This window comes from Streptomyces sp. NPDC048612, from assembly GCF_043199295.1.
In the GTDB taxonomy this organism is placed as follows: domain Bacteria; phylum Actinomycetota; class Actinomycetes; order Streptomycetales; family Streptomycetaceae; genus Streptomyces.
Window position 1 is genome coordinate 510,661 of sequence record NZ_JBICVV010000002.1, and the last position, 25,246, is coordinate 535,906.

24 protein-coding genes are annotated in these 25,246 nt (G+C 72.3%); 15 read left to right on the forward strand and 9 right to left on the reverse strand.

The features are described 5' to 3' along the window. Nucleotides 1-122: 122 nt before the first annotated feature. Entirely contained in the window at nt 123-1,583 is a 1,461-nt protein-coding gene (locus tag ACGFN2_RS05580; protein WP_393358010.1) for an aminopeptidase P family protein, read from the forward strand. Nucleotides 1,584-1,616: 33 nt separating this feature from the next. Here ACGFN2_RS05580 and ACGFN2_RS05585 read toward each other — a convergent pair whose 3' ends face one another. The 3 genes from ACGFN2_RS05585 to ACGFN2_RS05595 form a co-directional block, all read right to left on the reverse strand. Further along, nucleotides 1,617-2,273 carry a TetR-like C-terminal domain-containing protein gene (locus ACGFN2_RS05585; protein WP_393357748.1) on the reverse strand — a complete coding sequence of 219 codons (657 nt, stop codon included), beginning with the start codon at nt 2,271-2,273 and terminating at the stop codon, nt 1,617-1,619. A 179-nt stretch (nt 2,274-2,452) separates the two neighbouring features. Further along, nucleotides 2,453-3,034, reverse strand: a complete 582-nt coding sequence (locus ACGFN2_RS05590) for a hypothetical protein (protein ID WP_393357750.1) — start codon at nt 3,032-3,034, stop codon at nt 2,453-2,455. Nucleotides 3,035-3,326: 292 nt separating this feature from the next. Next, nucleotides 3,327-3,809 (reverse strand): ATP-binding protein, encoded by a 483-nt coding sequence (locus tag ACGFN2_RS05595; protein WP_362604021.1) that lies wholly within the window; start codon nt 3,807-3,809, stop codon nt 3,327-3,329. A gap of 246 nt (nt 3,810-4,055) precedes the next feature. Here ACGFN2_RS05595 and ACGFN2_RS05600 point away from each other — a divergent pair, with 246 nt between their 5' ends. From ACGFN2_RS05600 to ACGFN2_RS05640, 9 genes are all read left to right on the forward strand, one after another. Beyond that, nucleotides 4,056-4,892 carry a hypothetical protein gene (locus ACGFN2_RS05600; protein WP_393357752.1) on the forward strand — a complete coding sequence of 279 codons (837 nt, stop codon included), beginning with the start codon at nt 4,056-4,058 and terminating at the stop codon, nt 4,890-4,892. A gap of 145 nt (nt 4,893-5,037) precedes the next feature. Next, nucleotides 5,038-5,826, forward strand: coding sequence for a YcnI family protein (locus tag ACGFN2_RS05605; protein WP_393357754.1), 789 nt, complete (start codon nt 5,038-5,040; stop codon nt 5,824-5,826). 85 nt (nt 5,827-5,911) lie between these two features. Further along, complete coding sequence (locus tag ACGFN2_RS05610) at nt 5,912-6,556, forward strand: SCO family protein (RefSeq protein WP_393357756.1); 645 nt, start codon at nt 5,912-5,914, stop codon at nt 6,554-6,556. Then, nucleotides 6,553-6,999, forward strand: coding sequence for a copper chaperone PCu(A)C (locus ACGFN2_RS05615; protein ID WP_393357758.1), 447 nt, complete (start codon nt 6,553-6,555; stop codon nt 6,997-6,999). Before ACGFN2_RS05610 ends, ACGFN2_RS05615 begins: the two co-directional genes overlap by 4 nt. A 104-nt stretch (nt 7,000-7,103) precedes the next feature. Beyond that, nucleotides 7,104-9,350, forward strand: a complete 2,247-nt coding sequence (locus ACGFN2_RS05620) for a FixH family protein (protein WP_393357760.1) — start codon at nt 7,104-7,106, stop codon at nt 9,348-9,350. Then, nucleotides 9,347-10,765, forward strand: coding sequence for an iron uptake transporter deferrochelatase/peroxidase subunit (gene efeB / locus ACGFN2_RS05625; protein WP_393357762.1), 1,419 nt, complete (start codon nt 9,347-9,349; stop codon nt 10,763-10,765). Before ACGFN2_RS05620 ends, efeB begins: the two co-directional genes overlap by 4 nt. 217 nt (nt 10,766-10,982) lie before the next feature. Continuing rightward, on the forward strand, nt 10,983-11,909 hold the full coding sequence (pheA, locus tag ACGFN2_RS05630) for a prephenate dehydratase (protein WP_362604035.1): 927 nt from the start codon (nt 10,983-10,985) through the stop codon (nt 11,907-11,909). A 707-nt stretch (nt 11,910-12,616) separates the two neighbouring features. Then, complete coding sequence (gene serS, locus ACGFN2_RS05635; protein WP_362604037.1) at nt 12,617-13,906, forward strand: serine--tRNA ligase; 1,290 nt, start codon at nt 12,617-12,619, stop codon at nt 13,904-13,906. Then, nucleotides 13,903-14,733: an HAD family hydrolase gene (locus ACGFN2_RS05640; RefSeq protein ID WP_393357764.1), complete on the forward strand. Its 831-nt coding sequence runs from the start codon at nt 13,903-13,905 to the stop codon at nt 14,731-14,733. Before serS ends, ACGFN2_RS05640 begins: the two co-directional genes overlap by 4 nt. Here the strand turns inward: ACGFN2_RS05640 and ACGFN2_RS05645 are convergent. Genes ACGFN2_RS05645 through ACGFN2_RS05655 form a run of 3 tightly spaced genes read right to left on the reverse strand, consistent with a single transcriptional unit; the run spans nt 14,721 to nt 16,923 of the window. Next, entirely contained in the window at nt 14,721-15,452 is a 732-nt protein-coding gene (locus ACGFN2_RS05645) for a rhomboid-like protein (RefSeq protein ID WP_393357766.1), read from the reverse strand. The genes ACGFN2_RS05640 and ACGFN2_RS05645 overlap by 13 nt on opposite strands. Next, nucleotides 15,449-15,970 carry an Lrp/AsnC family transcriptional regulator gene (locus tag ACGFN2_RS05650; protein ID WP_393357768.1) on the reverse strand — a complete coding sequence of 174 codons (522 nt, stop codon included), beginning with the start codon at nt 15,968-15,970 and terminating at the stop codon, nt 15,449-15,451. Before ACGFN2_RS05650 ends, ACGFN2_RS05645 begins: the two co-directional genes overlap by 4 nt. Next, the gene (locus ACGFN2_RS05655) at nt 15,967-16,923 is read right to left on the reverse strand and encodes a MerR family transcriptional regulator (protein ID WP_393357770.1); all 957 of its coding nucleotides are present in this window, start codon (nt 16,921-16,923) and stop codon (nt 15,967-15,969) included. Before ACGFN2_RS05655 ends, ACGFN2_RS05650 begins: the two co-directional genes overlap by 4 nt. A gap of 323 nt (nt 16,924-17,246) precedes the next feature. Here ACGFN2_RS05655 and ACGFN2_RS05660 point away from each other — a divergent pair, with 323 nt between their 5' ends. The 5 genes from ACGFN2_RS05660 (at nt 17,247) to mltG (ending at nt 22,498) form a co-directional block, all read left to right on the forward strand. Beyond that, the gene (locus ACGFN2_RS05660; RefSeq protein ID WP_362604047.1) at nt 17,247-17,561 is read left to right on the forward strand and encodes an SAV_915 family protein; all 315 of its coding nucleotides are present in this window, start codon (nt 17,247-17,249) and stop codon (nt 17,559-17,561) included. Between the two features lie 193 nt (nt 17,562-17,754). Further along, nucleotides 17,755-19,095: a diaminopimelate decarboxylase gene (gene lysA, locus ACGFN2_RS05665; RefSeq protein ID WP_393357772.1), complete on the forward strand. Its 1,341-nt coding sequence runs from the start codon at nt 17,755-17,757 to the stop codon at nt 19,093-19,095. Between the two features lie 324 nt (nt 19,096-19,419). After that, nucleotides 19,420-20,157 carry a FadR/GntR family transcriptional regulator gene (locus ACGFN2_RS05670; RefSeq protein WP_393357774.1) on the forward strand — a complete coding sequence of 246 codons (738 nt, stop codon included), beginning with the start codon at nt 19,420-19,422 and terminating at the stop codon, nt 20,155-20,157. Nucleotides 20,158-20,236: 79 nt separating this feature from the next. After that, complete coding sequence (locus tag ACGFN2_RS05675; RefSeq protein WP_393357776.1) at nt 20,237-21,502, forward strand: CynX/NimT family MFS transporter; 1,266 nt, start codon at nt 20,237-20,239, stop codon at nt 21,500-21,502. A 171-nt stretch (nt 21,503-21,673) separates the two neighbouring features. Continuing rightward, nucleotides 21,674-22,498, forward strand: a complete 825-nt coding sequence (gene mltG / locus ACGFN2_RS05680; protein ID WP_393357778.1) for an endolytic transglycosylase MltG — start codon at nt 21,674-21,676, stop codon at nt 22,496-22,498. Between the two features lie 42 nt (nt 22,499-22,540). Here the strand turns inward: mltG and ACGFN2_RS05685 are convergent, their stop codons facing one another. The 3 genes from ACGFN2_RS05685 to ACGFN2_RS05695 form a co-directional block, all read right to left on the reverse strand. Continuing rightward, complete coding sequence (locus ACGFN2_RS05685) at nt 22,541-23,260, reverse strand: ABC transporter permease subunit (protein ID WP_362604101.1); 720 nt, start codon at nt 23,258-23,260, stop codon at nt 22,541-22,543. Nucleotides 23,261-23,339: 79 nt separating this feature from the next. Then, the gene (locus tag ACGFN2_RS05690; RefSeq protein WP_362604057.1) at nt 23,340-24,251 is read right to left on the reverse strand and encodes an ABC transporter ATP-binding protein; all 912 of its coding nucleotides are present in this window, start codon (nt 24,249-24,251) and stop codon (nt 23,340-23,342) included. A gap of 82 nt (nt 24,252-24,333) precedes the next feature. Then, complete coding sequence (locus tag ACGFN2_RS05695) at nt 24,334-25,245, reverse strand: ABC transporter permease (RefSeq protein WP_393357781.1); 912 nt, start codon at nt 25,243-25,245, stop codon at nt 24,334-24,336. Between the last annotated feature and the right edge of the window lies 1 nt (nt 25,246).

The following is a 25,246-nucleotide window of genomic DNA, read 5'->3' on the forward strand; positions in this document are numbered from 1 at the left end:
TGATCTGCCGGGCGCCATGCCTCCTATGGCCGGAGTGCCGGAGAGGTCACAGCTTCTTGCCCCTGGACCGATTTCGATCCGCACATACGATGGAATGCGGTTCAGTCTTTAAGGGAGGCATGGTGACCGACGCGCTCACTCCGGAGACCCCGGACGAGGACGAGCAGCCGATCAAGCAGCGCAAGAACGGCCTTTACCCGGGCGTCTCGGACGAGCTCGCGGCGAACATGAAGAGCGGCTGGGCCGACACCGAGCTGCGCGACCTGCAGCCGGTCGAGCAGGCCCCGCACGCGGCCCGGCGGCGGGCCGCGCTGTCCGCGCGCTTCCCCGGGGAGCGCCTGGTGATCCCGGCGGGCAATCTGAAGACCCGCTCCAACGACACCGAGTACGCGTTCCGCGCCTCGACGGAGTACGTCTACCTCACCGGCGACCAGACCGACGACAGCGTCCTGGTCCTGGAGCCGGCGGGCGTCGCGCATGAGGCGACGCTCTACCGGCTGCCGCGCTCCGACCGTGAGAACGGCGAGTTCTGGCTCAACGGCATGGGCGAGCTGTGGGTCGGCCGGCGCCACAGCCTCCAGGAGTCCGAGGCGCTGCTCGGCGTCCCCTGCAAGGACGTCCGCGAGCTGCCCGACGCGCTCGGGGAGGCCACCGGCCCGGTCCGCGTGGTGCGCGGCCACGACGCCGGCATCGAGGCCGCGCTGACCGACAAGGTCACCGCCGAGCGGGACGAGGAGCTGCGGGTCTTCCTCTCCGAAGCCCGCGCGGTCAAGGACGCGTTCGAGATCGGTGAGCTGCAGAAGGCCGTCGACTCGACGGTGCGCGGCTTCGAGGACGTCGTGAAGGTCCTCGACAAGGCCGAGGCGACCAGCGAGCGCTACATCGAGGGAACGTTCTTCCTGCGCGCCCGCGTCGAGGGCAACGACATCGGCTACGGCTCGATCTGCGCCGCCGGCCCGCACGCCACCACCCTGCACTGGGTCCGCAACGACGGCGCGGTCCGCTCTGGCGAGCTGCTCCTGCTGGACGCCGGTGTGGAGACCCACACCCTCTACACCGCGGACATCACCCGCACCCTGCCGATCAACGGCCGCTACACCGACCTCCAGCGCACGATCTACGACGCGGTGTACGAGGCCCAGGAGGCGGGCATCGCGGCGGTCAAGCCGGGCGCGGCCTACCGCGACTTCCACGACGCGGCGCAGCGGGTGCTCGCCGAGAAGCTGGTCGAGTGGGGCCTGGTCGAGGGTCCGGTCGAGCGGGTGCTGGAGCTGGGGCTGCAGCGCCGCTGGACCCTGCACGGCACCGGCCACATGCTCGGCCTCGACGTCCACGACTGTGCCGCGGCCCGCACCGAGCACTACGTCAACGGCACGCTGGAGCCCGGCATGGTGCTGACGGTCGAGCCGGGACTGTACTTCCAGGCGGACGATCTGACGGTCCCCGAGGAGTACCGGGGCATCGGTGTCCGCATCGAGGACGACATCCTCGTCACGGACGACGGCAACCGGAACCTCTCGGCCGGGCTGCCCCGGCGGTCGGACGAGGTCGAGGCCTGGATGGCCGGCCTGCTCGGCAAGTAACGGCGGCGGATACTCGTAACGGCTCCCGGCAGATCAACCGCTGCCGGGAGCCGTCCCGTTGCCGGGCCCGCCGCCCGTCTCCTTCGCCTGGTAGGCGCCCGCGCGGGCGGCCGCCCAGACGGCGGTGGCGGCGGACTCGGCGAGGTCCCGGTCGACGGGCCGGCGGGCGATCAGAATCCGGTAGTAGAAGGGCGCGCCGAGCGCCGACATCAGTTCCTCCGGGTCGGTGTCGGCGGGCAGTTCACCGCGGTCGACGGCCCGCCGCACCATCCGGCCGGCCAGCGCCAGCCGTTCGCCGAAGAAGGACCGCAGCACCGAGGCCGCCTGCGGGTCACGCGCCGCGGCCGAGACCACCGCCTCGATCAGCCCGCTCATCCGCGCCTCGCCGTAGAACGCGGCTATCGAACGGGCCAGCGCCCGCAGGTCCTCGGGCAGGCTGCCGGAGTCCGGCAGCGGCACATCGGAGCTCAGCTCGGTCAGCAGCTCGCACACCAGACCCTCCGGGCAGCGCCACCGGCGATAGAGCGTCGCGAGGTGGATTCCGGAGCGCTGCGCGACCTTGTCCATGGTCAGCCCGGCGAAGCCGCCCTCGCCCAACTCCTGGAAAACGGCGGTCAATACGGCCTGACGGGTGCGGGCCGTACGTCCGCCGGGCCGGGTCTCGCCCGGGACATGGTGCGCTGTCGTCACGACGGCTCCGTATTGCAGTGCAGGTTCACGCCAAGTATTGTCCGGGACGAGTTAACGCGAGCAACTTCGCGTTAATCCAGGTGCGCGCTGGTCTCGCAGGGACAGGGGACGCCGCGGGGGAGGTCCTCCCACCGCGAGACCGCGCTGCCGCTCCCCCTCAAGCGGCGATTTCCGGCCAATTATCCATGTGCCGGGGTTCGCCCGGATTGACACCTTGGCGTCTCAGCGGCAAGGACGGGAGCCGATACCTGTTCCTGCTTTACTCCGGGCGGCAGGAAGCAAGGGGTGTTCACCGAGAACACCAGGGCATTGCCGCTCCCGTAGGTCTCCACCGAGACGAAGAAGTTGTTGCTGCCGCCCTTCGCGTCCATGAGGGCTTGCGACGGCTGCTCACGGTATCCGCTGATTTCGTAGCCTTCGGCTTCAAGCTTCTTGCGCATGGGGCGCAGCGCCTTCCCGTGCTCGTCTCCGGGAAGCTCAGCACGAGCGGCATAGGACAGGTCGAAGCGTCCATCGTTGGCGCGTTCGTGGTTCTTGCCGAAGCAGTCGCGGAACTCCTTGCTCACGGGCTTGTCCTCAACCCGGAGGCGGTACTGACCGGCCAGCCGGTCGATCAGAGCCCGGGCTGCGTGCTCGGCTCCGCCCTTGCTCTTGACGGGCAGCGGATCGTTCTTCCCCAAGCCGGACGCGCATCCTCCAGATGCGAGCATGGCGACGAGTGCGACCGCGGTGATACGGCTCCGCGTGCGGCCGGTCGCCACTGCGGCACCTCGGCCTTGGGCGTGTTGGGCGGTGCACGTGATGTTCCCCCTGCTGGGGTGCCGGTCCGGCGATGTGCCCCTGGTCGCTGAGGCGGTCATGGTGCCGTTGGACATGATCCTGCATTCCCCCTGCTGATCGGACCTGTTGGAGACCTGGCCACATGATCAGGACGGCGGGACCGGAAGGTGAGTTGCAGGGGGGAGCGATCCGGCCGGAAGCAGGCGATGAACCAGCGGTCATCGCATCCCGGTCGCTTCGGGCGGGTGGCTCACCGCCGGACGCCTGCGGCGCTCACGACGCCATCGGCAGTGCCGCGCCCTCGCGCCATTTGAGGATCTTGTCGAAGCTGACCACGGCGCCGGGGCGGCCTGTGCGGTTGCGGTAGCGGACGTGGTCGGTGAGGGCCTCGATGAGGAAGAGGCCCCGGCCGTCCTCGGCGAACTCGGTGGGCTGCGCGGGGGTGGGCACGGGGGCCGGGGGGAGGGCGCGGTCCGTGGCCGTGTGGGGTGGGGCGCTGTGGTGGAAGCCGGGGCCCGAGTCGGTGACTTCGATGCGGCAGGTGTCGCCGTCGATGAAGGCGGTGACGCGGTAGTCCTCGGTGGCGTCGCCCCCGTGCTCGACGGCGTTGGCGCAGGCTTCGGAGAGGGCCACCGACAGGTCGTAGCAGATGTCCGGGTCCACGCCCGCGGTCTCCATCGTGCCCAGCAGCAGACGACGGGCGAGCGGCACGCTCGCAGCCTCGCGCCGCAAATGGAGTGACCACCAGATGCTCATCGCTCCAGCCTCCTGGCCGCGGCTCGACATATCGTTACCTATTGCCGCGCCCCAAGGTCCGTAAGCATGTCCGGCACGTGATACCGCTCATTCGGCGGATGCGAGGAGTGAGCGCATCGGTGTAGGCGCCGCGCGGCCCATGCGCCTCCGCGCGCCCTGCCTGACTCCTCGGACGCCCCACCGGGCGCCCCTTGACACCGACCTGCCGTCGGGCGCCCGTGGAACCAGTGGGATGATGGCGCGGCCATGACTCCACCGCCCGCCTCCACAGCGCTCGCAGCCGCCGATCTCCGGCTGTTGAGGGCCGCGGTCTTCACCGCGGTCTGCGTCGCGCTGTCCGCGGCCGGGCACATCCTCGCCTCGTGCGCCACCGTCCCGTTGTGGACGGTGGGCGTGGCCGCCGCCGCGGTGTTCGCGGTCGCGGTGCCGCTGGCCGGGCGGGAGCGCTCCCTGCCGGGGATCGCCGTGGGGCTCGCCGTGGGACAGCTCGCGCTGCATGCGCTGTTCTCCTGGGGGCAGCGGCCGGTGCCCGCCACCGCGCCGCGCGGCCCGGGTGCCGGCGGGCTCTCGGACCAGGCCGCGATCAGCCTGGCCCGGCATCTGACCTGCGGAGGCGGCAGCGGACGGCTGGACGGCGCGCAGGCGCGCCGGGTGCTCGGCTCGGGCGGCTTCGACACGGCCTCTGCGGCCGGGGTGGCACCGGCGGGGCACGGCACGGCCGGTGGCCCGGCCGCCGACCCGGTGGTGCTGCACGGTCTGCTGCCGTCGCTGCCCATGCTGCTGGGGCATCTGCTGGCGGCGCTCGCCCTCGGCTGGCTGCTGCGGCGGGGCGAGGCCGCGCTGTGGCGGCTGGTCCGGCTGTCGGCCCCGGCGGCCCACGGGATGGCCGTACGGACGCTGGTCGGTGCGGTGCGGAGGGCGCTGGTGCTGGTCCGTGCCCTGCTCAGGGGCCTGGGAGCGGCGCACGACGAGGCGCGGCGCGCACCCGTTTCGTACGGGGATGACAAACCCGGCCCGCGGGACCCCGCGCTCCACCACAGTGTCGTGAGGCGAGGGCCACCCACCCTTGCCCTCGCGGCCTGACATCGCGCGAAGCACGCTCCCACAGTGGGGCCCCTCCCATGCCCTTGAGGCATGGGGGAGGGTACGGGCTCGCGCGTCGTCGCCGCACGCGCGCCACCCAACACCGTCACCAGCACCTTTCTCCTTCCTGTGGAGTGTTTTTCCGATGTCGAAGATCTCGAAGACGACGCAGATGCCGCAGCAGCAGCCGGAGGCCTCGCGTTCGCGCCGGCTCGCCCGGCGCGTGCCGCTCGTCGCCGCCGCCGCGGCCGGCAGTGTGGTGTTGCTCGCAGCCCCGGCTTTCGCGCACGTCAGCGTGCAGCCGGCCGGCCCCGCCCCGAAGGGCGGCTACGCGACCGTCAACTTCAAGGTGCCCAATGAGCGCGACGACGCGTCGACGGTGAAGCTGGAGGTCACGCTGCCGACGGACCACCCGCTGGCGTCCGTCATGCCGCAGCCGGTGCCCGGCTGGAAGGTGGACGTCAAGAAGTCCAAGCTGGCCAAGCCGATCGAGATGCACGGCGAGAAGATCAGCGAGGCCCCCTCGAAGATCACCTGGACCGCGGACGACAAGGGCGTCGAGCCCGGTCAGTTCCAGCAGTTCCCGGTCTCCGTCGGCATGCTGCCCGAGGACGCCGACCAGGTCGTCTTCAAGGCCCTCCAGACGTACGACGACAAGGAGGTCGTGCGCTGGATCGAGCCGACGAAGGAGGGTGCCCCGGAGCCGGAGAGCCCGGCGCCCGTCCTCAAGCTCACCGCGGCCGAGGAGGACGGCCACGGCGCCGCCGGCGCGGACGACAAGAGCGGCGGCAAGGACCACGCCGAGAACGCCGCGGCCGGCGAGGACGCCTCCGCCAGTGACACCACGGCGCGCGTCCTGGGCGCCGTCGGCATCGTCGTCGGCATCATCGGTGTCGGCTTCGGTGTGTTCGCCGGACGGCGCCGCAGCGCCTGATCACGGACGGGCCGGCGCCTGACCCGCGCCGGCCCGACGCCCCTTCCCGGACACCACGGGATTCAACTCACGGGATTCATCTGCAATGCGTAGAACGACGCTGCTCGCGTCCGCCCTCACGGCGGCCGCGGCTCTCAGCCTGACCGCCTGTGGCGGGGACGACAGCAAGCCCGCCGCCGAGGTCTCCGGCGGCACCACCGCCAAGCCGATCATCACGCTCGACAGTCCGCTGGCGAAGCCGGACCTGGTCCTGACCGACACCCAGGGCGACACGTACGACCTGCTGGAGAAGACCAAGGGCCACCCGACGCTGATCTACTTCGGCTACACCCACTGCCCGGACGTCTGCCCGGTGACGATGGCCAACATCGCGGTCGCCGTGAAGCAGCTGCCCAAGGCCCAGCAGAAGGACCTGCGGGTGGTGTTCGTCACCTCCGACCCGGAGCGCGACACCTCCGCCACCCTCAAGACCTGGCTCGGCGGCATCAACAAGGACTTCACCGGCCTGACCGGGAAGTTCGACACCATCCAGGCCGGTGCGCGCAGCGTGAACATCGGCATCGAGAAGCCGGTCAAGAAGAAGAACGGCGAGGTCGTCTCCACCCACGGGGCGCAGGTTCTGCTGACCTCCCCCAAGGACGACAAGGTCCACTGGATGGCCATGGAGAAGGCGACCTCCGACGACTTCACCAAGGCACTCCCGAAGATCATCAAGGGGCAGAACCCGTGAACCGCCGCACCCCCCTCGCCGCCGCCCTCACCCTGACAGCCGGGCTCGCACTGACGGGCTGCGGCGGGGACAGCGCCCCGAAGATCGCGGTCGACGACGCGTACATGCCGCAGCCGGTCACCCAGCAGATGGCCGGTGTGTACTTCACCGTCAAGAACAACGGCGACACCGCCGACAAGCTCACCGCGGTCACCAGCAACGTGGCCAAGTCCCTCACGATCCACAAGACGGTGGGCACCAAGATGGAGCAGGTCGAGTCCCTGCCCGTGCCGGCCAACGGCACGCTCCGGCTCAGCCACGGCGGCAACCACCTGATGCTCATGGGGCTGAAGAACAAGCCGACCAAGGGCGACACCTTCACCGTCACGCTGCACTTCGCGGGCGCCGACCCGGTCAGGGTGCAGGTGCCGGTCAAGGACGCCACCTACCAGCCGAAGCACTGACGGGACACCACCACCGGACAGCCAGGGGGACCGGAGAGGCACCGGCCGCGGCCGGAAGCACGGACGGGCCGGAAGAGACAACGGGAGTAGAGGGAGCGATCACCATGGTCACCACCGGGCTTCGGCCGCGACGATCCGCCGTGCTGCGCCTGCTGGTCGTCGCGCTCGCGCTGGCCGGCACGCTGCTCGGCGGGCTCGGCGGTGCCGCACCGGCCTCGGCGCACGCCGCGCTGACCGGCAGCACCCCCGCGCAGGGGTCGGTGGCGGACCGCGCCCCCGGGCAGGTGACGCTCACCTTCTCCGAGGGCGTCGCGATGAGCGACGACTCGATCCGGGTGCTGAATCCGCAGGGCGAGCGGGTGGACGAGAAGAAGCTGCGGAATCTGAGCAGCGGCCGCGTCGTGAAATACGGCGCGGGGCTGCCGTCGGGGCTGCGCGACGGCACGTACACCGTCGCCTGGCAGGCGGTCTCCGCCGACAGCCACCCCGTGTCCGGTGCCTTCACCTTCTCGATCGGCGCGCCCTCCAAGACCACCGCCCCGGTCCCCCAACAGGAGGCCGGCGGCGGCGTGGTGGGCGCGCTCTACGGGATCGCCCGGTATCTGGCCTACGCCGGGTTCGTGCTGCTGGCCGGCGGCGCCGCCTTCGTGATGGCCTGCCGGCCCGCCGCGGCTCTCGTACGGTCCGTGCAGCGGCTGGTGGTGTACGGCTGGGCGCTGCTGGCCGGCACCACCGTCGTGATGCTGCTGCTGCGCACCCCGTACACCGGGTCCGGCGACCTTGCCGACGTCCTCGACCTCGGCGGGCTCCAGCAGGTCCTGCTCACCAAGCCGGGGACGGCGCTGATCGCCCGGCTGCTGCTGCTCGCCGCCGCGGCGCTGTTCGTGGCGATGCTCTTCGGAGCGTATGCGCGGGCGTACGAACCGGCGGAGGCGGACGGGGAGGGGACCGGGGACGGGGACGGGACCGGCGAGGAGCCGGTCGTGGACGCCGCCGAACAGGCCGGGCGGCGCAGGACCCTCACCCTCGGGCTCGGCTTCGGCGGGGCGATCGTCGCCACCGGGCTCGCCGCGACCTGGGCGATGGCCGAGCACGCCTCGGCCGGGCTGCAGCCCGCCGTGGCGATGCCGGTCGATGTGCTGCACCTGCTGGCGGTCGCCGTCTGGCTCGGTGGGCTGGCGGCGCTGCTGGTGTCCCTCTACTGGGGCCCGCCCGTCGAACGGACCGCCGTCCGCCGCTTCTCCCGGCTCGCGTTCGGCTCCGTAGTGGTGCTGGTGGCCACCGGCCTCTACCAGTCCTGGCGGCAGGTCGGCACCTGGCAGGCGCTGGTCGACACCACGTACGGGCAGCTGCTGCTGGTGAAGGTGGCACTGGTCGTGGTGCTCGTCGGGATCGCCTGGCTGTCGCGGCAGTGGACCGGGCGGCTGGCGGAGGTACCGGCGGCGGAACTCCGGGGGGCGGAGGACGCGGCGGATGCGGAGGACGCGGACGGGACGGAAGGGGCGGAAGGGGCGGAGGAAACGGGGAGGGTGTCTGTCGGGGCTTCGGCTGGTGCTGTCGCTGGCGGAGCGGGCCCTAAGGGCGGAGCGGCCCCTAAGGGTGGAGCACCCCTTAAGGATGGAGCGGCTCCGCAGGGCGGCACCGCCTCGGAGCCCGGCTCCTCCCCGGAGCCCGGCGCCTCCGCCGCGTCCGGCACCGGCGCGACCGGCGACGGCACCGGTGACGCCGACCGCGACGCCGCCGCGCCCGGCCCGGACCCCGCGCCCGATCCCGCCCGAGCCGCCCAACTCGCCCGGCAGCAGGACGCGTTGCGTACCGCGCGGACCAAGCGCGTACGGGACGCCGACCAGGAGCGGCTGGGGTTGCGCCGGTCCGTGCTGGCGGAGGCCTCGGTCGCGGTCGTGCTGCTGGTGGTCACCACGGTGCTGACCGCCACCGAGCCGGCCCGTACCGAAGCGGCGGCCAAGGCCACCTCGGGCGGGCGGTCGGCGCCCGCTCCCGGCCGGCCGCAGGCGCTGGTCCTCCCGTTCGACACCGGCGGCCCCCGCGGCAAGGGCACTGCCCGCGTCGACCTCGCCCCTGGGCGCAGCGGCCGCGCCAATACGGTGCAGCTGCGGATCACCGACCCCGCGGGCAAGCCCCTGGACGTCCCCGAGGTGAAGGTCTCCTTCACCGAGAAGTCCAAGAAGCTCGGGCCGCTGTCGGCCACCCTCCGGCACTCCGGCGAGGGCCGGTGGCAGGCGAGCGGGGTCCAGCTGCCGGTCCCCGGACAGTGGCGGCTGTCGCTGGTCGTCCGGACCTCCGACATCGACCAGGTGACCGAGTTCAGGAACGTGAAGATCGGCTCATGAGCAAGCAGACCCCCCGTAAGCAGCCCGCGCGCAAGCAGACGCCCCGCAAGCCGGCCGCCACGAAGCAGGCCCCCGCGCAGCAGACCGCCGCGCAGCAGGCCAACGGCAGGAAGAGCGCCGGGGCGGGCGGCACCCGCGTCCCAGGACCGGCCGCCGCGCCGGCACCGGAGAAGGCCGGGTCCGCCGGGACGGTCTCCCGCCGCCGGCTGCTCGGCACCGCGGGGGCGGCGGGCGCGGCCGGGCTGGTGGCCGGCGGGGCCGGTGGCGCCCTCGGCGTCTCGGCCGCGCGCGACGACGCCCCCGAGGCGCTGACCAGCATCGGCGCGACCCGGGTTCCGTTCCGGACGGCGGGCGCCGGGCACCAGGCGGGGATCACCACCCCGTTGCAGGCCACCGGCCATCTCGTCGCCTTCGATCTGGCGCCGGGCACCGACCGCAAGGCCGTCGCCGCACTGCTGCGCCGCTGGTCGCGGACGGCCGAGGAGCTGATGGCCGGACGGGCCCCGGACGCCGACACGGGGGTCGCGCTCGACGCCGGCCCGTCCTCGCTGACCGTCACCTTCGGCTTCGGGCACAGCTTCTTCGGCCGTACGGGCCTGACGAAGCGGCGCCCGGTGGCCCTCGACCCGCTGCCCGACTTCTCCGCCGATGCCCTGGACCCCGACCGCAGCAACGGCGACCTGTGGATACAGATCGGCGCCGATGACGCGCTGGTCGCCTTCCACGCGCTGCGCGCGCTCCAGAAGGACGCGGCCGGCCGGGCCCGGCCGCGCTGGCAGATGAACGGCTTCAACCGCACCCCGGGCGCCACCGCCCGCCCGATGACCGCCCGCAACCTGATGGGCCAGATCGACGGCACCAACAACCCCAAGCCGTCGGACAAGGACTTCGACGAACGGATCTTCGTCGGGCGGGACGCCGACCAGGCGTGGATGCGCGGCGGCTCGTACGCCGTCGTGCGCCGTATCCGGATGCTGCTGGACGACTGGGAGAAGCGCTCCCGGCACGACCAGGAGCGGGTCATCGGGCGCCGCAAGGACAATGGCGCGCCGCTGACCGGCGGTTCCGAGACCACCCCGATGCGGCTGGAGACGAACGGCCCGGACGGGCTGCCGGTCATCCCGGCCGACGCGCACGCGCGGATCGCGGCACCCGAGTCCAACCAGGGCGCGGCGATGCTGCGCCGCCCGTTCTCCTACCACGACGGGTTCCGGGAGGACGGTGCCCCGGATGCCGGGCTGCTGTTCATCTGCTGGCAGGCCGATCCGCTGCGCGCCTTCACCCAGGTCCAGCGGAAGCTGGACCGCGGGGACGCGCTGTCGCCGTTCCTGCGGCACGAGGCGAGCGGACTGTTCGCGGTGCCCCCGGCCGCGGAGCCGGGCGACTACGTGGGCCGGACGCTGCTGGAGGGGTAGACGCCCGGGGGGCGGAGGTCGCGAGGCTGCGGCTGGGCCCTAGGGAGGGGTCGAACGGATGCCGTAGGGGTGGGGAGTGCCCCCTTCGGGGCCACAACGGGGTGGGGGGTGGCGGTATTCCCGTGTACCGGCCGGTGCCGGAGCGGCTGGGTATCGTGGCAGGGCAGGGAGAACATCGGCGGGGTGCCCCCGCAGTTACGCGAGGGAGTCCTTATCCATGTCGGCCAGCCGCTATACCTACCTGGGCCCCGAGGGCACGTTCACGGAGGCCGCGCTGCGCACCCTGCCGGAGGCGGCGACCCGCGAGCTGGCGCCGATGGTGTCGGTGCCCGCGGCCCTGGACGCGGTGCGCGCCGGTGAGGCCGCCGCGGCGCTGGTGCCGATCGAGAACTCCGTCGAGGGCGGGGTGACCACCACCCTCGACGAACTGGCCTCCGGCGAGCCGCTGATGATCTACCGCGAGGTGCTGCTGCCGATCGCCTTCGCGCTGCTCGTACGCCCCGGTACGGCGCTCGGCGACGTGAAGACGGTGACCGGGCACCCGGTCGCCCAGCCGCAGGTCCGCAAGTGGCTGGCGGCGCAACTCCCGGAAGCCGTATGGGAGTCGGCGGCCTCGAACGCCGACGGCGCGCGGCTGGTGCAGGAAGGCCGCTACGACGGCGCGTTCGCCGGCGAGTTCGCGGCGGCGACGTACGGCCTCACCCCGCTGGTCGCCGACATCCATGACGCGCAGAACGCGGCCACCCGCTTCGTGCTGGTGGGCCGCCCGGCCCGGCCCGTGGCCCCCACCGGCGCCGACAAGACCTCGGTCGTGCTGTGGCTGGCCGAGGACCACCCCGGTGCCCTGCTCGAACTGCTGCAGGAGTACACGGTGCGCGGGGTGAACATGATGCGGATCGAGTCCCGGCCGACCGGCGAGGGCATCGGCCGCTACTGCTTCTCGGTGGACTGCGAAGGGCATGTCACCGACCGCCGTGTCAGCGAGGTGCTGATGGGCCTCAAGCGGGTCTGCCGCGAGGTGCGGTTCCTCGGGTCGTATCCGCGGGCGGACGCGGTGCCGCCGACCGTGCGGCGGGAGATGACGGACGCGGCGTTCACCGACGCGTCGGACTGGCTGGCGCGCTGCATGGACGGGCGGAGCTGAGCCGGATTCCGGTGCCGCGCGGGCGGGCCGGCGGGGGCCGCGGAAGGGCACGACCTGCGATTTCGGCAGGGCGCTCGGTTATCCACAAAGTTATCCACAGGCACGGTTCTCGACCTGTGGGTAAGTCGACATGCGAGTCGGACGCAGTCGACATATCGCCCTACTGACCCCACACCCATCCACAGCACCCCACGTCGGGCATCGTCAGCACAATTCACGTGTTCAATCCCTTAGAGCGAGGCAATCCCACACGAAAGAGTGCGTGAACGGGGTTTGGACGGGGAATCCATAGCCGAGCATTTCGGGAGCGGAATGATCACCTCCGACTTCCACAGATCTCACACACAGCCTGTGGATAAGAATCCCGAAACTCACCGCCCCTGTGGACAACCAGGGAGTCTCCGGGGGATAACTCGGGGCCCGGGCCCCGCCCCAGCGCCCGCTCAACTCCCGTCGTCCACATAGTGGATCATCGACGGCGGCCTCGCGAAAATCGCCCGCCAGGACCCCTCCGGGGGCCCACAAAGAGGCCACGAGAAGCCTGCGAAGAACCCCCGCCCCTGCTCCCGCAGCAGGGAATGCGCCGGAATTCTGCACGGCCTTTCGTCCCCCACCCCTAAGGGAATAAACAACCCCAAAACGGGCAAAATGCCGCGCCGGGGAATATGGCGTCGAGGGGCGGCGGGTGGCCCCGGTAGCCTGGGGGGGTGATTGACCTTCGCCTGCTCCGTGAGGACCCCGACCGTGTGCGCGCGTCCCAGCGCGCCCGTGGAGAGGACGTCGACCTCGTCGACGCGCTTCTCTCCGCCGACGAGCGGCGCAGGTCGTCCAGCGTCCGCTTCGACGAGCTGCGTGCCGAGCAGAAGTCGCTCGGCAAGCTCATCCCCAAGGCCGCCGGCGACGAGAAGGCCGCGCTGCTGAAGAAGGCCGGTGAGCTGTCCGCCGCCGTCAAGGCCGCCGACGCCGCCCAGGACGAGGCCAAGGAAGAGACGCAGGCGCTGCTGCGGAAGCTCGGCAACCTCGTCCACCCCGACGTCCCGGTCGGCGGCGAGGAGGACTTCCGCGTCCTTGAGACGCACGGCACGATCCGCGACTTCGCCGCCGAGGGCTTCGAGCCCAAGGACCACCTGGAGATCGGCGAGCTGCTCGGCGCCATCGACGTCGAGCGCGGCGCCAAGGTGTCCGGCTCCCGCTTCTACTACCTCACGGGCGTCGGCGCCCTGCTGGAGCTGGCGCTGGTCAACGCCGCCATCGCGCAGGCCACCGCGGCCGGTTTCACGCCGATGCTGACCCCCGCCCTGGTGCGCCCGCGCGCCATGGAGGGCACCGGCTTCCTCGGCCAGGCCGCCGAGAACGTCTACCACCTGGAGAAGGACGACTACTACCTGGTCGGCACCTCCGAGGTCCCGCTCGCCGCCTATCACATGGACGAGATCGTCGACGGGGCCAAGCTGCCGCTGCGCTACGCCGGTTTCTCGCCGTGCTTCCGCCGCGAGGCCGGCACCTACGGCAAGGACACCCGCGGCATCTTCCGGGTCCACCAGTTCGACAAGGTCGAGATGTTCTCGTACGTCGCGCCGGAGGACGCCCAGAACGAGCACCAGCGGCTTCTGGAGTGGGAGAAGCAGTGGCTGACCGGTCTGGAGCTGCCCTACCAGGTGATCGATGTCGCCACCGGTGACCTCGGCGCCTCCGCCTCCCGCAAGTTCGACTGCGAGGCCTGGATTCCCACCCAGGGCAAGTACCGCGAGCTGACCTCGGCCTCCAACTGCGACGAGTTCCAGGCGCGCCGCCTCTCGGTCCGGATGCGGGAGACCGTCGACGGCAAGCAGAAGGTCTCGCCGCTGGCGACGCTGAACGGCACGCTCTGCGCCGTACCGCGCACCATCGTGGCGATCTTCGAGAACCACCAGCAGGCGGACGGCTCGGTGCGCGTCCCCGAGGTGCTCCGCCCCTACCTGGGCGGCCGGGAGATCCTGGAGCCCGTCGCCAAGTGAGCGCAACCGCTCCGGCCGCGGGCTCACCGCTGCCCTACAAGCTCATCGCGACGGACCTCGACGGAACGCTGCTGCGCGCCGACGAGACCGTCTCCGAGCGCACCCGCCGGGCGCTCGCCGCAGCCACCGCGGCGGGCGCGGCGCACATCGTCGTCACCGGCCGGGCCGTGCCCTGGACCCGGCACATCCTCGACGCCCTCGACTACCGGGGGCTCGCGGTGTGCGGGCAGGGCGGTCAGGTCTACCACGCCGGGGAGCACCGGCTGCTGACATCCGTGACGCTCGACCGCCAGCTCGCCGGACTCGCGCTGGCCAAGATCGAGGCCGAGGTCGGCCCGCTGTTTCTGGCGGCGAGCCGGGACGGTCTGGAGGGCGAGGTGCTGGTCGGCCCCGGCTACCGCGTCCAGGAAGGCCCGCTGCCGAACGTCCTGCTGGACGACACCAGCGAGCTGTGGGCGGCTCCGATCAACAAGGTCTACCTCCAGCACCCGGCCCTGGACGACGACGCGCTGGCGCTGGCCGCGCGTCAGGTCGCCGGGGATCTGGTGGGGGTGACGGTGGCCGGTCCGGGCATCGTCGAGCTGCTGCCGCTGGGCCTGTCGAAGGCCACCGGGCTGTCGCTGGCCGCCCGCCGGCTGGGCCTCACCGCCAAGGAGACGATCGCCTTCGGCGACATGCCCAACGACATCCCGATGTTCGGCTGGGCCGCACACGGCGTGGCGATGGCCAACGCCCATGACGAGCTGAAGGCCGTCGCGGACGAGTGCACCGCCTCCCACGAGGACGACGGGGTCGCGGCCGTGCTGGAGCGGCTCTACCTCTCCTGAGGGCGTTCCGGCCGCCGCTCCGGCGGGGGTGTCGCGGCCCCTGCCGCGGGGCCGCTCCCGTCCTCCGGCGGCGGCTCCCCGGCGGCTGCCGGGGTCAGCGGCCAGGCCGCGAAGCCCATGAGCAGCGCGAGGGCATGGCCGAAGTCGGTGAAGTCCGCGCCGGTCAGCAGCGGAACGCCGAAGAGGACCAGCACCCCGGAGAGATAGCTGTAGCGCCAGGGCGGCCGCAGCCGGTAGGTCAGCACCCCGGCGGACGCCGCCAGCCCGTACGAGACGCCGATGTCCACGACATGGGTCATCGAAGGCGGCAGCCGGTGGCCCTCGATGGCCAGCAGGACGAGTTCCTGGCTGGCGAGGGTGGCGGCGATGTGCGCGCCGCCGACGGTCAGCAGCCAGCGCCCGGTCCCCGTCCAGCGCTCCACGTTGGCGTGCAGCAGCTCGAACATCACCGCGTAGAGCAGGAACGACGAGGGGCGTTCGATCCAGAAGCCGCTGATCAGCAGCGACGGCAGCGGGTGCTCGTTCAGCTCGTGGATGTTGCTGCTGGTGCGGTGGATCAGGAACTGCCCCACACCCTCGGACGCGGCCGCGACGACCAGGCTGGTGATGCCGATGACCAGCAGCCAGATGTGGGTGCCCGGGCTGCTGCGCACCCAGTCCTTCACCCAGGTCAGGGCGTTGGCGGGGGAGGGCCGGCGGCCGCCGCGCGGCGGCCTCACCGGCGGCGCCCCGGGACGGCGTGGCCGACGGGGAGCAGCGGCCCCGGCCCCTTGATGTGCCGGATGCGGGGCGCGCTCTCCATGGACCGCACGCCGGGCAGCGTCGCCACCCGGGTCGTCAGATACGTGTAGACCGCGCCGACGTTGCGGCAGAGCACCGAGGCGAAGAGGTTGTTCGGGCCGGTCGTGGCGCAGGCGTAGCCGACCTCCGGGTGTGCCGCCATCGCCTCGCCCGCGGCGGCGAGATGAGCGGGCTCGACGGACAGCCACAGAGCCACCATCACGCCGTACCCGAAACGCGCCAGGTCGTAGTCGACGTCGTAATACAGCGCGCCGTTCGCCCGTAGTTCCGCGCAGCGGCGGCGGACGGTGGTGGGCGACCAGCCGGTGGCGGCGGCGAGTTCGGCCAGCGGGGCGCGGCCGTCCCGGGCGAGAGCGTCGAAGAGCCGACGGTCGGCGTCGCTGAGCGGGCCGGGGGCGGCGGGCGGGCCGGGCGGGGCTGCCGGGCCGGGCGTCACGCCCTGACCACCGGCTCCTGGATCTCCGTGATCCACTTCTCCTGGTCCGGCGGGCACTCCAGGTACAGCTCGCGGGCGTATCCGGCGGAGCGATAGCCGTTGGCGTCGATCCAGTGCGCGAGATTCTGGGCGGTCGGCAGTATCCGGCTCATCGGGCCGTGGTGCACCACCGTGGCGGCGCTGTCCAGGCCGGGGAGGGTGACGACGTCGAAGCCGAGGCCGGTGGGGGTGGGCGTCCCCGGGCGGCCCGCGGTGGCGCCGGCCCCGGTGCCGACCTCCGTGCCGACCTCCGTGCCGACCTTGGCACCGGCCTTGGCCAGCGCCTCCTCGGTGATCACCATTCCCGCGTGCACGACGACGGCGTCCTTCCCGTCGCTCCCGCCGGCCGGCTGCTCGCCCGCCTCCCCCGGTTCCGGTACGTCCTCGTAGTACGCCAGTCCCGGCCCGGCCGGAGTCACCCCCGCCGCCGCCAGCAGCCGGCACAGCTCGGCGTAGAGCGGTGTGATCACCGGGCCGATGTCCCCCGGCCCGTAACTGGCGGCGATCCCGTGCAGCTCCGCGAGCAGGACCGTTCCGGTGCGCTTGACCACCACATCGTCGGCAGACATGCGTCCCTCACTCTCGATCGTCCGGAGCCTCGCCTCGACCTGCGCCAGCCGCGCGCCCGCCGCCGTCCGTGCCGCCTCCAGCTCGGCCTGCCGCAGCCGCAGCATGCCGCGCAGCTCCGGCACGCTCACCTCCTCGGCCAGGATCGCCCCCACCTGCTGGAGGCTGAATCCGAGGTCCTTGAGCGCGATGATGCGGTTGAGCCGGGCGAGCTGGGCGGCTTCGTAGGAGCGGTAGCCGGTGACGGGGTCGGTACGGGCCGGGCGCAGCAGCCCGATCGCGTCGTAATGGCGCAACATACGGGCGGACACACGGCCGTACCGGGCGAAATCTCCGATGCTGAACATGACGCCTTCCAGTGGAGTGCTTTCCACAGTGTCAAGGTCAAGCGCCACCCGGGCCACGGGCGAGGGGCCGGGTGGCGGACGGGGGCCGGGGCTCGGTCCCGCCGGGGCGTCGATGACCCGGAGGTGCCGATGGCCCGGAGTCACCGCCGCCGCACAATCGGCCACCGGGCGGCAGCATCGCGTCAAGTAGCGGCCGCAACCCGTCAATGACGCGTCAGCGACCCACGGGATGTCCCGATTGCCGGGCATAGCGTCAGAGCCGAGCCCCGGCGTACGCACTTCCCACCGGTCCGGGGCCGATGTCCTGTCCGAGGAGCAACGCCGTGTCCCACCCTCTGTACGCGGAAGATCCCGAACCTGCCGAACGGGTCCCGGCCGGGCCGCTGTTCGTCCCCGTCCGGCCGGGCCCCGCGGGCTGCACGGCCCGCCTGTTCCGCACTCCGCTCGGCGGCCGTACCGCCGTCGCCTTCACCTCCGCCCAGCGGCTGGCCGCGGCCCTCGGCGGCGGCCAGCCCTGGGTCAGGCTCTCCGAACCCGCGCTGCGGGCCCTGACCGAACCCGTCGGCGCCACGGCCCTGACCGTCGACCCCCGGTTCGTCCCCGACATTCCCCGTGGTCACCACCTACGGACCGTCTGAGGGAAAGGCCGTCGCGATGAGTCACCCCACACTCCCCCACCCCCCGACCACCCGCGGGACGACCACCCGCGGGACGACCACTGCTCCGCCGCCGGCCACCACCGAGGCGACCCCGACGGGAACTGCGGTAGCGACCCCGACGGGTGCCCCCGTGCCCCCGACGGGTACCACCGCGCCCCCGACGGAGACCTCTGTGGCACCCCGGACGGGTACCGTCGCCCGGCCGCCGTCCGGCGACGCACCGCGGTCCGTCTGGCCCGCCTCCGCCGTGCCGGTCGGCGCGGACGACGTCGCCGTCGGCGGTGTCCCGCTCACCGAGCTGGCCGACCGCTTCGGCACCCCCGCGTACGTCCTGGACGAGGACGAGGTGCGCCACCGCTGCCGCGCCTACCTACGGGCCTTCCCCGACACCGAGGTCTACTACGCGGCCAAGGCGTTCCTGTGCCGCGCGATGGTGCACTGGGTGCAGGAGGAGGGACTCGGGCTGGACGTCTGCTCCGCCGGCGAGCTGGAGTTGGCCGTCACCACCGGCTTCCCGCCCGAGCGGATCGTGCTGCACGGCAACGCCAAGAGCCCGGCCGACCTCCGGGCCGCGCTGCGGCTGGGCGTCGGCCGGATCGTCATCGACAGCACCTCGGAGATCGCCCGGCTGGCCGCCGCGGTCCCGGCGGGCAGCCGCCAGAAGGTCCTGATCCGGGTCGTGCCGGGGATCGCCGCCGGCGGCCACGCCAAGATCCGTACCGGGACCGACGACCAGAAGTTCGGCCTGTCGATCGCCGACGGCTCCGCGCAGCACGCCATCGCCCGGGTCCTCAGCCAGCCCCGCCTCGAACTGACCGGGCTGCACTGCCACTTGGGCTCACAGATCACCACCGTCAAGCCGTATCTGTCGGCGATACGGCGACTGATCGGCCTGCTCGCCCGGATACGGGAGCACCACGGCGTCACGCTGCCCGAGCTGGACCTCGGCGGCGGCCACGGCGTCGCCTACCGCCCCGGAGAGTCCGCGCTCGACCTGGCCTCCCTAGGCACCAAGGTCCGTGCCGAACTGGCCCGCGGCTGCGCGGCGGCCGGTCTGCCGGTGCCACGCCTCGCCGTCGAGCCCGGCCGCGCCATCGCGGGCCCGGCCGGGGTCGTCCTCTACCGGGTGCTGTCCGTCAAACGGACCGGCGACCACACCTTCGTGGCGGTGGACGGCGGAATGAGCGACAACCCGCGCCCGGCGCTGTACGGGGTGCGCTATGCGCCGCGGCTGGTCGGCCGCGCCTCGGTGGCAGCCCCGGAACCCGTCACCGTCGTCGGGCGGCACTGCGAGGCCGGCGACATCCTCGCCGCCGACGCCCTGCTGCCCGGCGACATCCGCCCCGGCGACCTGCTGGCCGTCCCCGTCGCCGGCGCGTACCACGTCTCGATGGCCTCCGGTTACAACCTCGTCGGCCGCCCGCCGGTCATCGCCGTCACCGAGGGCCGTGCCCGCCTTCTCGTACGGCGCGAATCCCTCGCGGACATCCAGGAGCGGGACATCGGACTGTAGGCGCGCACCGGGGGCCCGCCACGCCCGCCGCCGCAGATCCCATGGGGTCGGGGGAGGTGCGGGGCGGGCCCTTCGGCGCTGGTGGGGGCGCCGCCATAAATTCCGTGTACGATGAATCGATCAGTTGTAGGATGACTGGGCAACCGGGGCTCGGGCGGACCCGACAGAGATCGGAGCGGCCGGGACGGGCGAGCGGGGCGGGATCGGGCCTACGGGTCCTGAGCGCCGCTGCGGCCCTACGGGTTCCCCTACGAGTTCTGCGGGCCCTACGGGTCCTACGGGCCTCAGGACCCCTACGGGTTCATCGACACGGACGGGACGGACATGGCACTGCAGGCAGCTGGACGGCAATCCCTGGTGGACACCGTCGTCGAGGCCCTGCGGTCCCAGCTGACGGCCGGGGAGTGGAAGGTGGGGTCCCGGATTCCCACCGAGCATGCGCTCGCCGAGCAGCTCCAGGTCGGCCGTAACACCGTGCGCGAGGCGGTACGGGTCCTGGTCCACGCCGGGATGCTGCGCTCCCGCCAGGGCGAGGGCACCTTCGTCGTCTCCACCGCCGACCCTGGCGACATCATGCGCGGCATCCAACGCGCCGGAATCCGCGACGTATTGGAGCTGCGGATCGCGCTGGAGGCGGAGGCCGCCCGGCTGGCCGCGCTGCGCCACCGGCCCGACGATCTCGCACGGATGCGGGCCGCCCTGGACGCACAGGCCGAACTGGCGGACGCGGAGGGGCAGCCCGACTCGGGCAGTCTGGAGCTCTACGCCGACCATGACATCGCGTTCCACAAGGCCGTCGTCGAAGCCGCGCACAACACCGCGCTGACGGCGACCTACGACTGGTTCAGCAGCTCGGTACGGGAGGCGCTGGTCAACGCGCTCGACGACCAGGCGATGCCGAGGATCGTGCACGGCGACCACCGCGCGGTCCTGGACGCGATCGAGACAGGCGACCCGGACGCCGCGGAACGGGCCACCCGCGCCCTGCTGGACAAGCCGAAACGCGCCGTGGAAGCCCTGCTGGAGCCCGCTGACGTCTCCTCGCCCGCTGACGTCTCCTGACCGCCGGCCGGCCCGTCGCTCACGGCCCTTCTCCTTCCCCACTCCTGACTCACTCCTGACTCTGACGAGGTATGCACACATGGCAGGGCCCGAAGCACCCTTGATCGACGCCGAGGAGGATCTGGTCGCGGCACCGCCGGTCGCCGCGGCCCGCCGCCGGCTGCGGGCCCACCCGGCGCTGATCATGACCGGGATCGTGCTCGCCGCACTCAACATGCGGGCGGCGCTGGCCGGGGTCTCACCGCTGCTCGGTGAGATCGGCGCGCACTTCGGGCTGAGCGCGACCGCCAGCAGCCTGGTGACGACGATCCCGCTGATCTTCATGGGCCTCGGCTCGATCGCCGCACCGAAGCTCGCGCGCCGCTGGGGGACCGAGACCGTGCTCTGCGCGGCGCTGGCGATGCTGTGCGGCGGCATCGTGCTGCGGATCGCCCCGCCGGTGGTCGCGCTGTTCGCCGGGTGTGCGGTGGTCGGTTCCGCGATCGCCCTGCTGAACGTGCTGATGCCGGGCCTGATCAAGCGGGACTTCCCGGAGCGGGCCGCGGGCATGACGGCGCTCTACTCGACCGCGATGATCTTGGGTGCGAGTGTCTCCGCCGCCTCCGCGGTGCCGATGGAGAAGGCGCTCGGCGGCTGGCAGGGCTCGCTGGTCTCCTGGGCGCTGCTGGCCGCCGTCGCCGCGGTCGTCTGGATTCCGCAGACCCTGATGGCGCGGCGCGGTACGCGCCATGGCGCGGCCGCGGCCACCCCCGCGCACCACACCGCGGACGGCCCGCGGCTGAGCCGCTCCGCGCTGGCCTGGCAGGTCACGCTCTTCATGGGATCGCAGTCGCTGATCGCGTATGTGAGCATCGCCTGGATGCCGACGATCTTCACCGACCACGGCATGGGCAAGGGCGAGGCCGGGCTGGTCTTCGCCTTCAGCACGCTGCTGCAGATGGCAGGTTCGTTCGTGGTGCCGATGCTGGCGGGGCGGATGCGACAGCAGCGGCTGCTGGGAGTGGCCGTGTCCGCGCTGATGGCCTGCGGCGTCACCGGTCTGCTGGTGGCCCCCGTGGCCGGTGCCTGGCTGTGGGCCGTGCTCCTCGGTGTCGGGCAGGGCGGCGCGCTGGGCCTGGCCCTGACGATGATGGTGCTGCGCTCGGGCGACGCCCACACCGCCGCGCGCCTGTCCGGGATGGCACAGACCGGCGGCTACCTCCTCGCCGCCGTCGGCCCCCTGGCCCTCGGCGCCGTCCACGAGGCCACCGGCGGCTGGACCGTCCCCCTCGCCCTGCTGCTCGCCGTCTGCGCCGGCCTGGCCCTGCTGGGCCTGGGCGCGGGCCGGGACCGGCGCATCGGCTGACGGGCGGATCGGCGGGCCGCGGACCGGCGGGGCGGTGAGCCGGCGGGCCGGGCCTGCCCCTTATCGCCGCAGGTGGCGTGGCCATGGCGAGGCGGTGAAGGATCTTCGCGGCCGGCAACGATCCGGGCTCGGGCACCCCGCGTGCCCGCGCTCTCGCCTACCGTGCTGCCCATGAGCGATGCTTCGCCCACCGTTCGCCGGCCCGGTCCGCGGCTCTCCCGCACCGGCCGGTTCGTTCTTGTGGCCGTGCTGGGTGTCCTGATCGTGCTGGCCGCCCTGGCCGTCCTGCTGCTGCCGCGCGTGCTGCACGGGCCCGGGCAGACGCTGACCGTTCCGGAGGGGCAGCGGGCCGGGCAGGTCTACGCCGCCGCCGACAAGGCCCTGCATCTGCCCGCGGGGTCCACCGCGAAGGCCGCCAAGCGCACACGCCTTCCGCTCCCGGCGGAGGCGAAGGGCAATCCGGAGGGCTACCTCTACCCGGCGACCTATCCGATCGACGCCGACACCACCCCGGCGTCCCTGCTCGCGTACATGGTGAAGACCGCCAACCAGCGGCTCGCCACCGACAGGATCACCTCGTACCGGACGGTGCTCATCGCCAGCATCGTGCAGGCGGAGGCGGACCGGCCGGCCGATATGGGCAAGGTCGCCCGGGTCATCGACAACCGGCTCGCCCACGACATGCCGCTGCAGATGGACTCGACGATCAACTACGCGCTGGGCCGCAGCACCCTGCACACCAGCCACGCCGACACCCGGACCAAGAGCCCGTACAACACCTACCGCTACCCGGGCCTGCCGCCGACGCCGATCGACAATCCCGGTGCGGACGCGCTGAAGGCGGCCGGTGCGCCGCCCGCCGGTGACTGGCTCTACTTCGTCACCGTCAAGCCGGGTGACACCCGCTTCACCGCCGATTACCAGGAACATCTGCGCAATGTGCGGGAGTTCAACGAGCGGCAGCGCAGCAGCGGGAGTGGCGGGGGCGGGGCTTAGGGCGGCCGGGCGGCCGTACGTCGCCCCGCCGCCGGGGCGTGCTTACTCCTCGCCCGCCAGGGTGAGCGCCTTCAGCCGGCGGGCGGCGTACCAGGTCGCGGCGACCGTGAGCCCCACCAGCAGGCAGACGGCGAGCGGCAGCTGGACGTCGGAGGTGAGCGCACCGTCCGCGGCCGCCTTCTGGCCGACGGCCAGTGCCCACTGCTGGACGCTGAGGGTCTTCGCACCCGGGATGAGCGTCCCCACGAACGCCTCCCAGACCAGGGCGTAGACCAGGCCGAACACGACGGCGTGCCGGCTGATCGTGCCGAAGAGCAGGAAGAGGGCGCTGTAGGCGACCGAGGCGACGGCCGCCGCCACCGCGTATCCCACGGCCATCTGCTGGCTGTTGCCGTTGAGCAGGAAGCCGGCGAGCAGGACGGGGAGGGCGGAGAAGGCGACCGTGACGCCTATCGCGACCAGGAGTTTGGTGAGGATGATCGTCGGCCGGGAGACCGGCTTGGCCAGGAGGTAGACCACCGAGCCGTCGTCGATCTCCGGGCCGATCGCGCCCGTACCGGCGATGACGCCGATCAGCGGGACCATCGTGCCCAGCGCGAAGCCGCCCAGGATGCCGCCCGCGGTGGAGTCGTCGGCGCCGGTCAGCGCCCGGACGGCCACCGCGAGGGTCACCAGCAGGGCGGGCAGCACGAAGAGGATCAGGGCCCGCCGGCGGCCCAGCAGGGCGCGGTAGGTGAGCCGGGCGACGGTCGGGTGGAACAGTGCGGTCCTGGGCGCGGCGGGTGCTGCTGGCCGGGCCGCCGGAGTGGTCGTGGACATGCGTCAGGGCTCCTTTCAGGCCTCAGGCCGCTACGAGGTAGGAGAAGACGGATTCCAGCGACTCGTCGGAGGGCGAGACCGTCAGCAGGCGGATGCCGTGGTCGCGGGCGACCCGCGGCAGGAGTTCGGTGAAGCGGCCGAAGTCGACCGCCTGGATGCGCAGCGCGCCCTCGGTGAGGTCCACCTCGATACCGGCCGTCGAGGGGTCGGCGATCAGTGCGCCGGCCAGCGCCCGGTCGTTGTCGGACCGGACGAGGTAGCGGTGCGGGCGGTCCGTCATCAGCCGGCGGATCTTGCGGAAGTCACCGGACGCGGCGTGCCGTCCCGCCACCACCACCTCGATGTGCGTGGCGAGTTGCTCGACCTCTTCGAGGATGTGCGAGGAGAACAGGACCGTACGGCCCTCGTCGCCCATCCGCCGCAGCAGCTCCATCAGCTGCATCCGCTGACGCGGGTCCATCCCGTTGAACGGCTCGTCCAGCAGCAGCACCGACGGGTCGTGGACCAGCGCGGACGCCATCTTCACCCGCTGCCGCATGCCCTTGCTGTACGTCGAGATCTTGCGGTTCTGGGCGTACTCCATCTCGACGGTGGCCAGCGCCCTGGCCGCCTCCGCCCGGCCGAGGCCGTGCAACTCGGCGTTGGCGAGCACGAATTCGCGGCCCGTGAGGAAGTCGTACATCCCCTCGCGCTCCGGGACGATGCCGATGTGGCGGTAGATGCCGGCGTTGCGCCAGATCGTCGTCCCGTCGAGGGTGACGGAGCCGTTGGAGGGCGCGAGGAAGCCGCCCATCATGTTGATGAGGGTGGACTTGCCGGCGCCGTTGGGGCCGAGCAGGCCGGTCACGCCGGGGCCGATGGCCATCGTGATGTCGTTGACGGCAACGACATTGCCGAACCAGCGGGAGACATGGTCGATGTGCAGAGTCGTCATGGGCGCGGCCCATTCCTTCGGAGGGTGGTGGCGGGCGACAGACGGAAGGCGCGTGGGCGCAGCCCATCCCTGGGGTGGGCGGTCACAGTCCGGCCTTTCGGTAGCGGCGCATCAGGAGCGCGTAGCTGCCGACGATGACGGCCAGCGTCACGAGCAGGTAGACGAAGCCGGCGCCGGTGGTCGGGGCCAGGCCGTTGGGGAAGGAGCTGCTGCCGCCGAGGAAGGTCGACTGCACCCCGTCGATCAGCGTGATGGGGGAGAACAGCCCCAGCCAGCCGACGGCGGACTCGTTGCCCTGGACGAAGGTGATGCCCTGGACCGCGCTCACCGCGGCGTACGGGATGGTGAGGACGGCGATCACGGCGGCGACGCCGAAGCCGCGGCGCGGGGTGGCCGCGGAGACCACCAGGCCGATGCCGGCGAACAGCAGCGAGAGCAGCACTACGGTGATCAGTCCTTGCCCCAGGCCCTTGGTCTGGTCGAGGAAGTCCAGCTTCGCCAGCAGCGCCCCGACGTAGAGGATCAGCAGCGGCGCGCCGGTGAGGATGAACAGGGCCGCGGCCATGGCCGCGAACTTCGAGGCCACGTAGTCGACCCGCTCGATGGGCCGGGAGAAATACAGCGGTATCGACTTGAACCGCAGGTCGCGGGAGACCGACTGCGGGGCCTGGGCGGCCAGATAGAGGCCGATGACGGCCTGGAGGTAGACGGCGTAGCGGGAGTAGCCGACCGGGAGGGCCCCGGCCTTGGTGACCACCGCCACCGCCACCATGATCGCGGCGGGCAGGCACATCGTGGCGAAGAGCAGCATCGGCAGCACCTTGCTCTTGGCCGAGCGGCCCAGACCGTAGGCGCCGCGCAGGCTCTGCGAGAAGAGCGACCGGCGGGCGTAGGCGCGGCCCAGGCGGGGGCCGTCGTAGTGGCGGTAGCCGATGTTGTGGATGTAGGCGCCGCCCGGATCGGCGGAGGGGGCCGCCGGACGTGCGGACGTCATG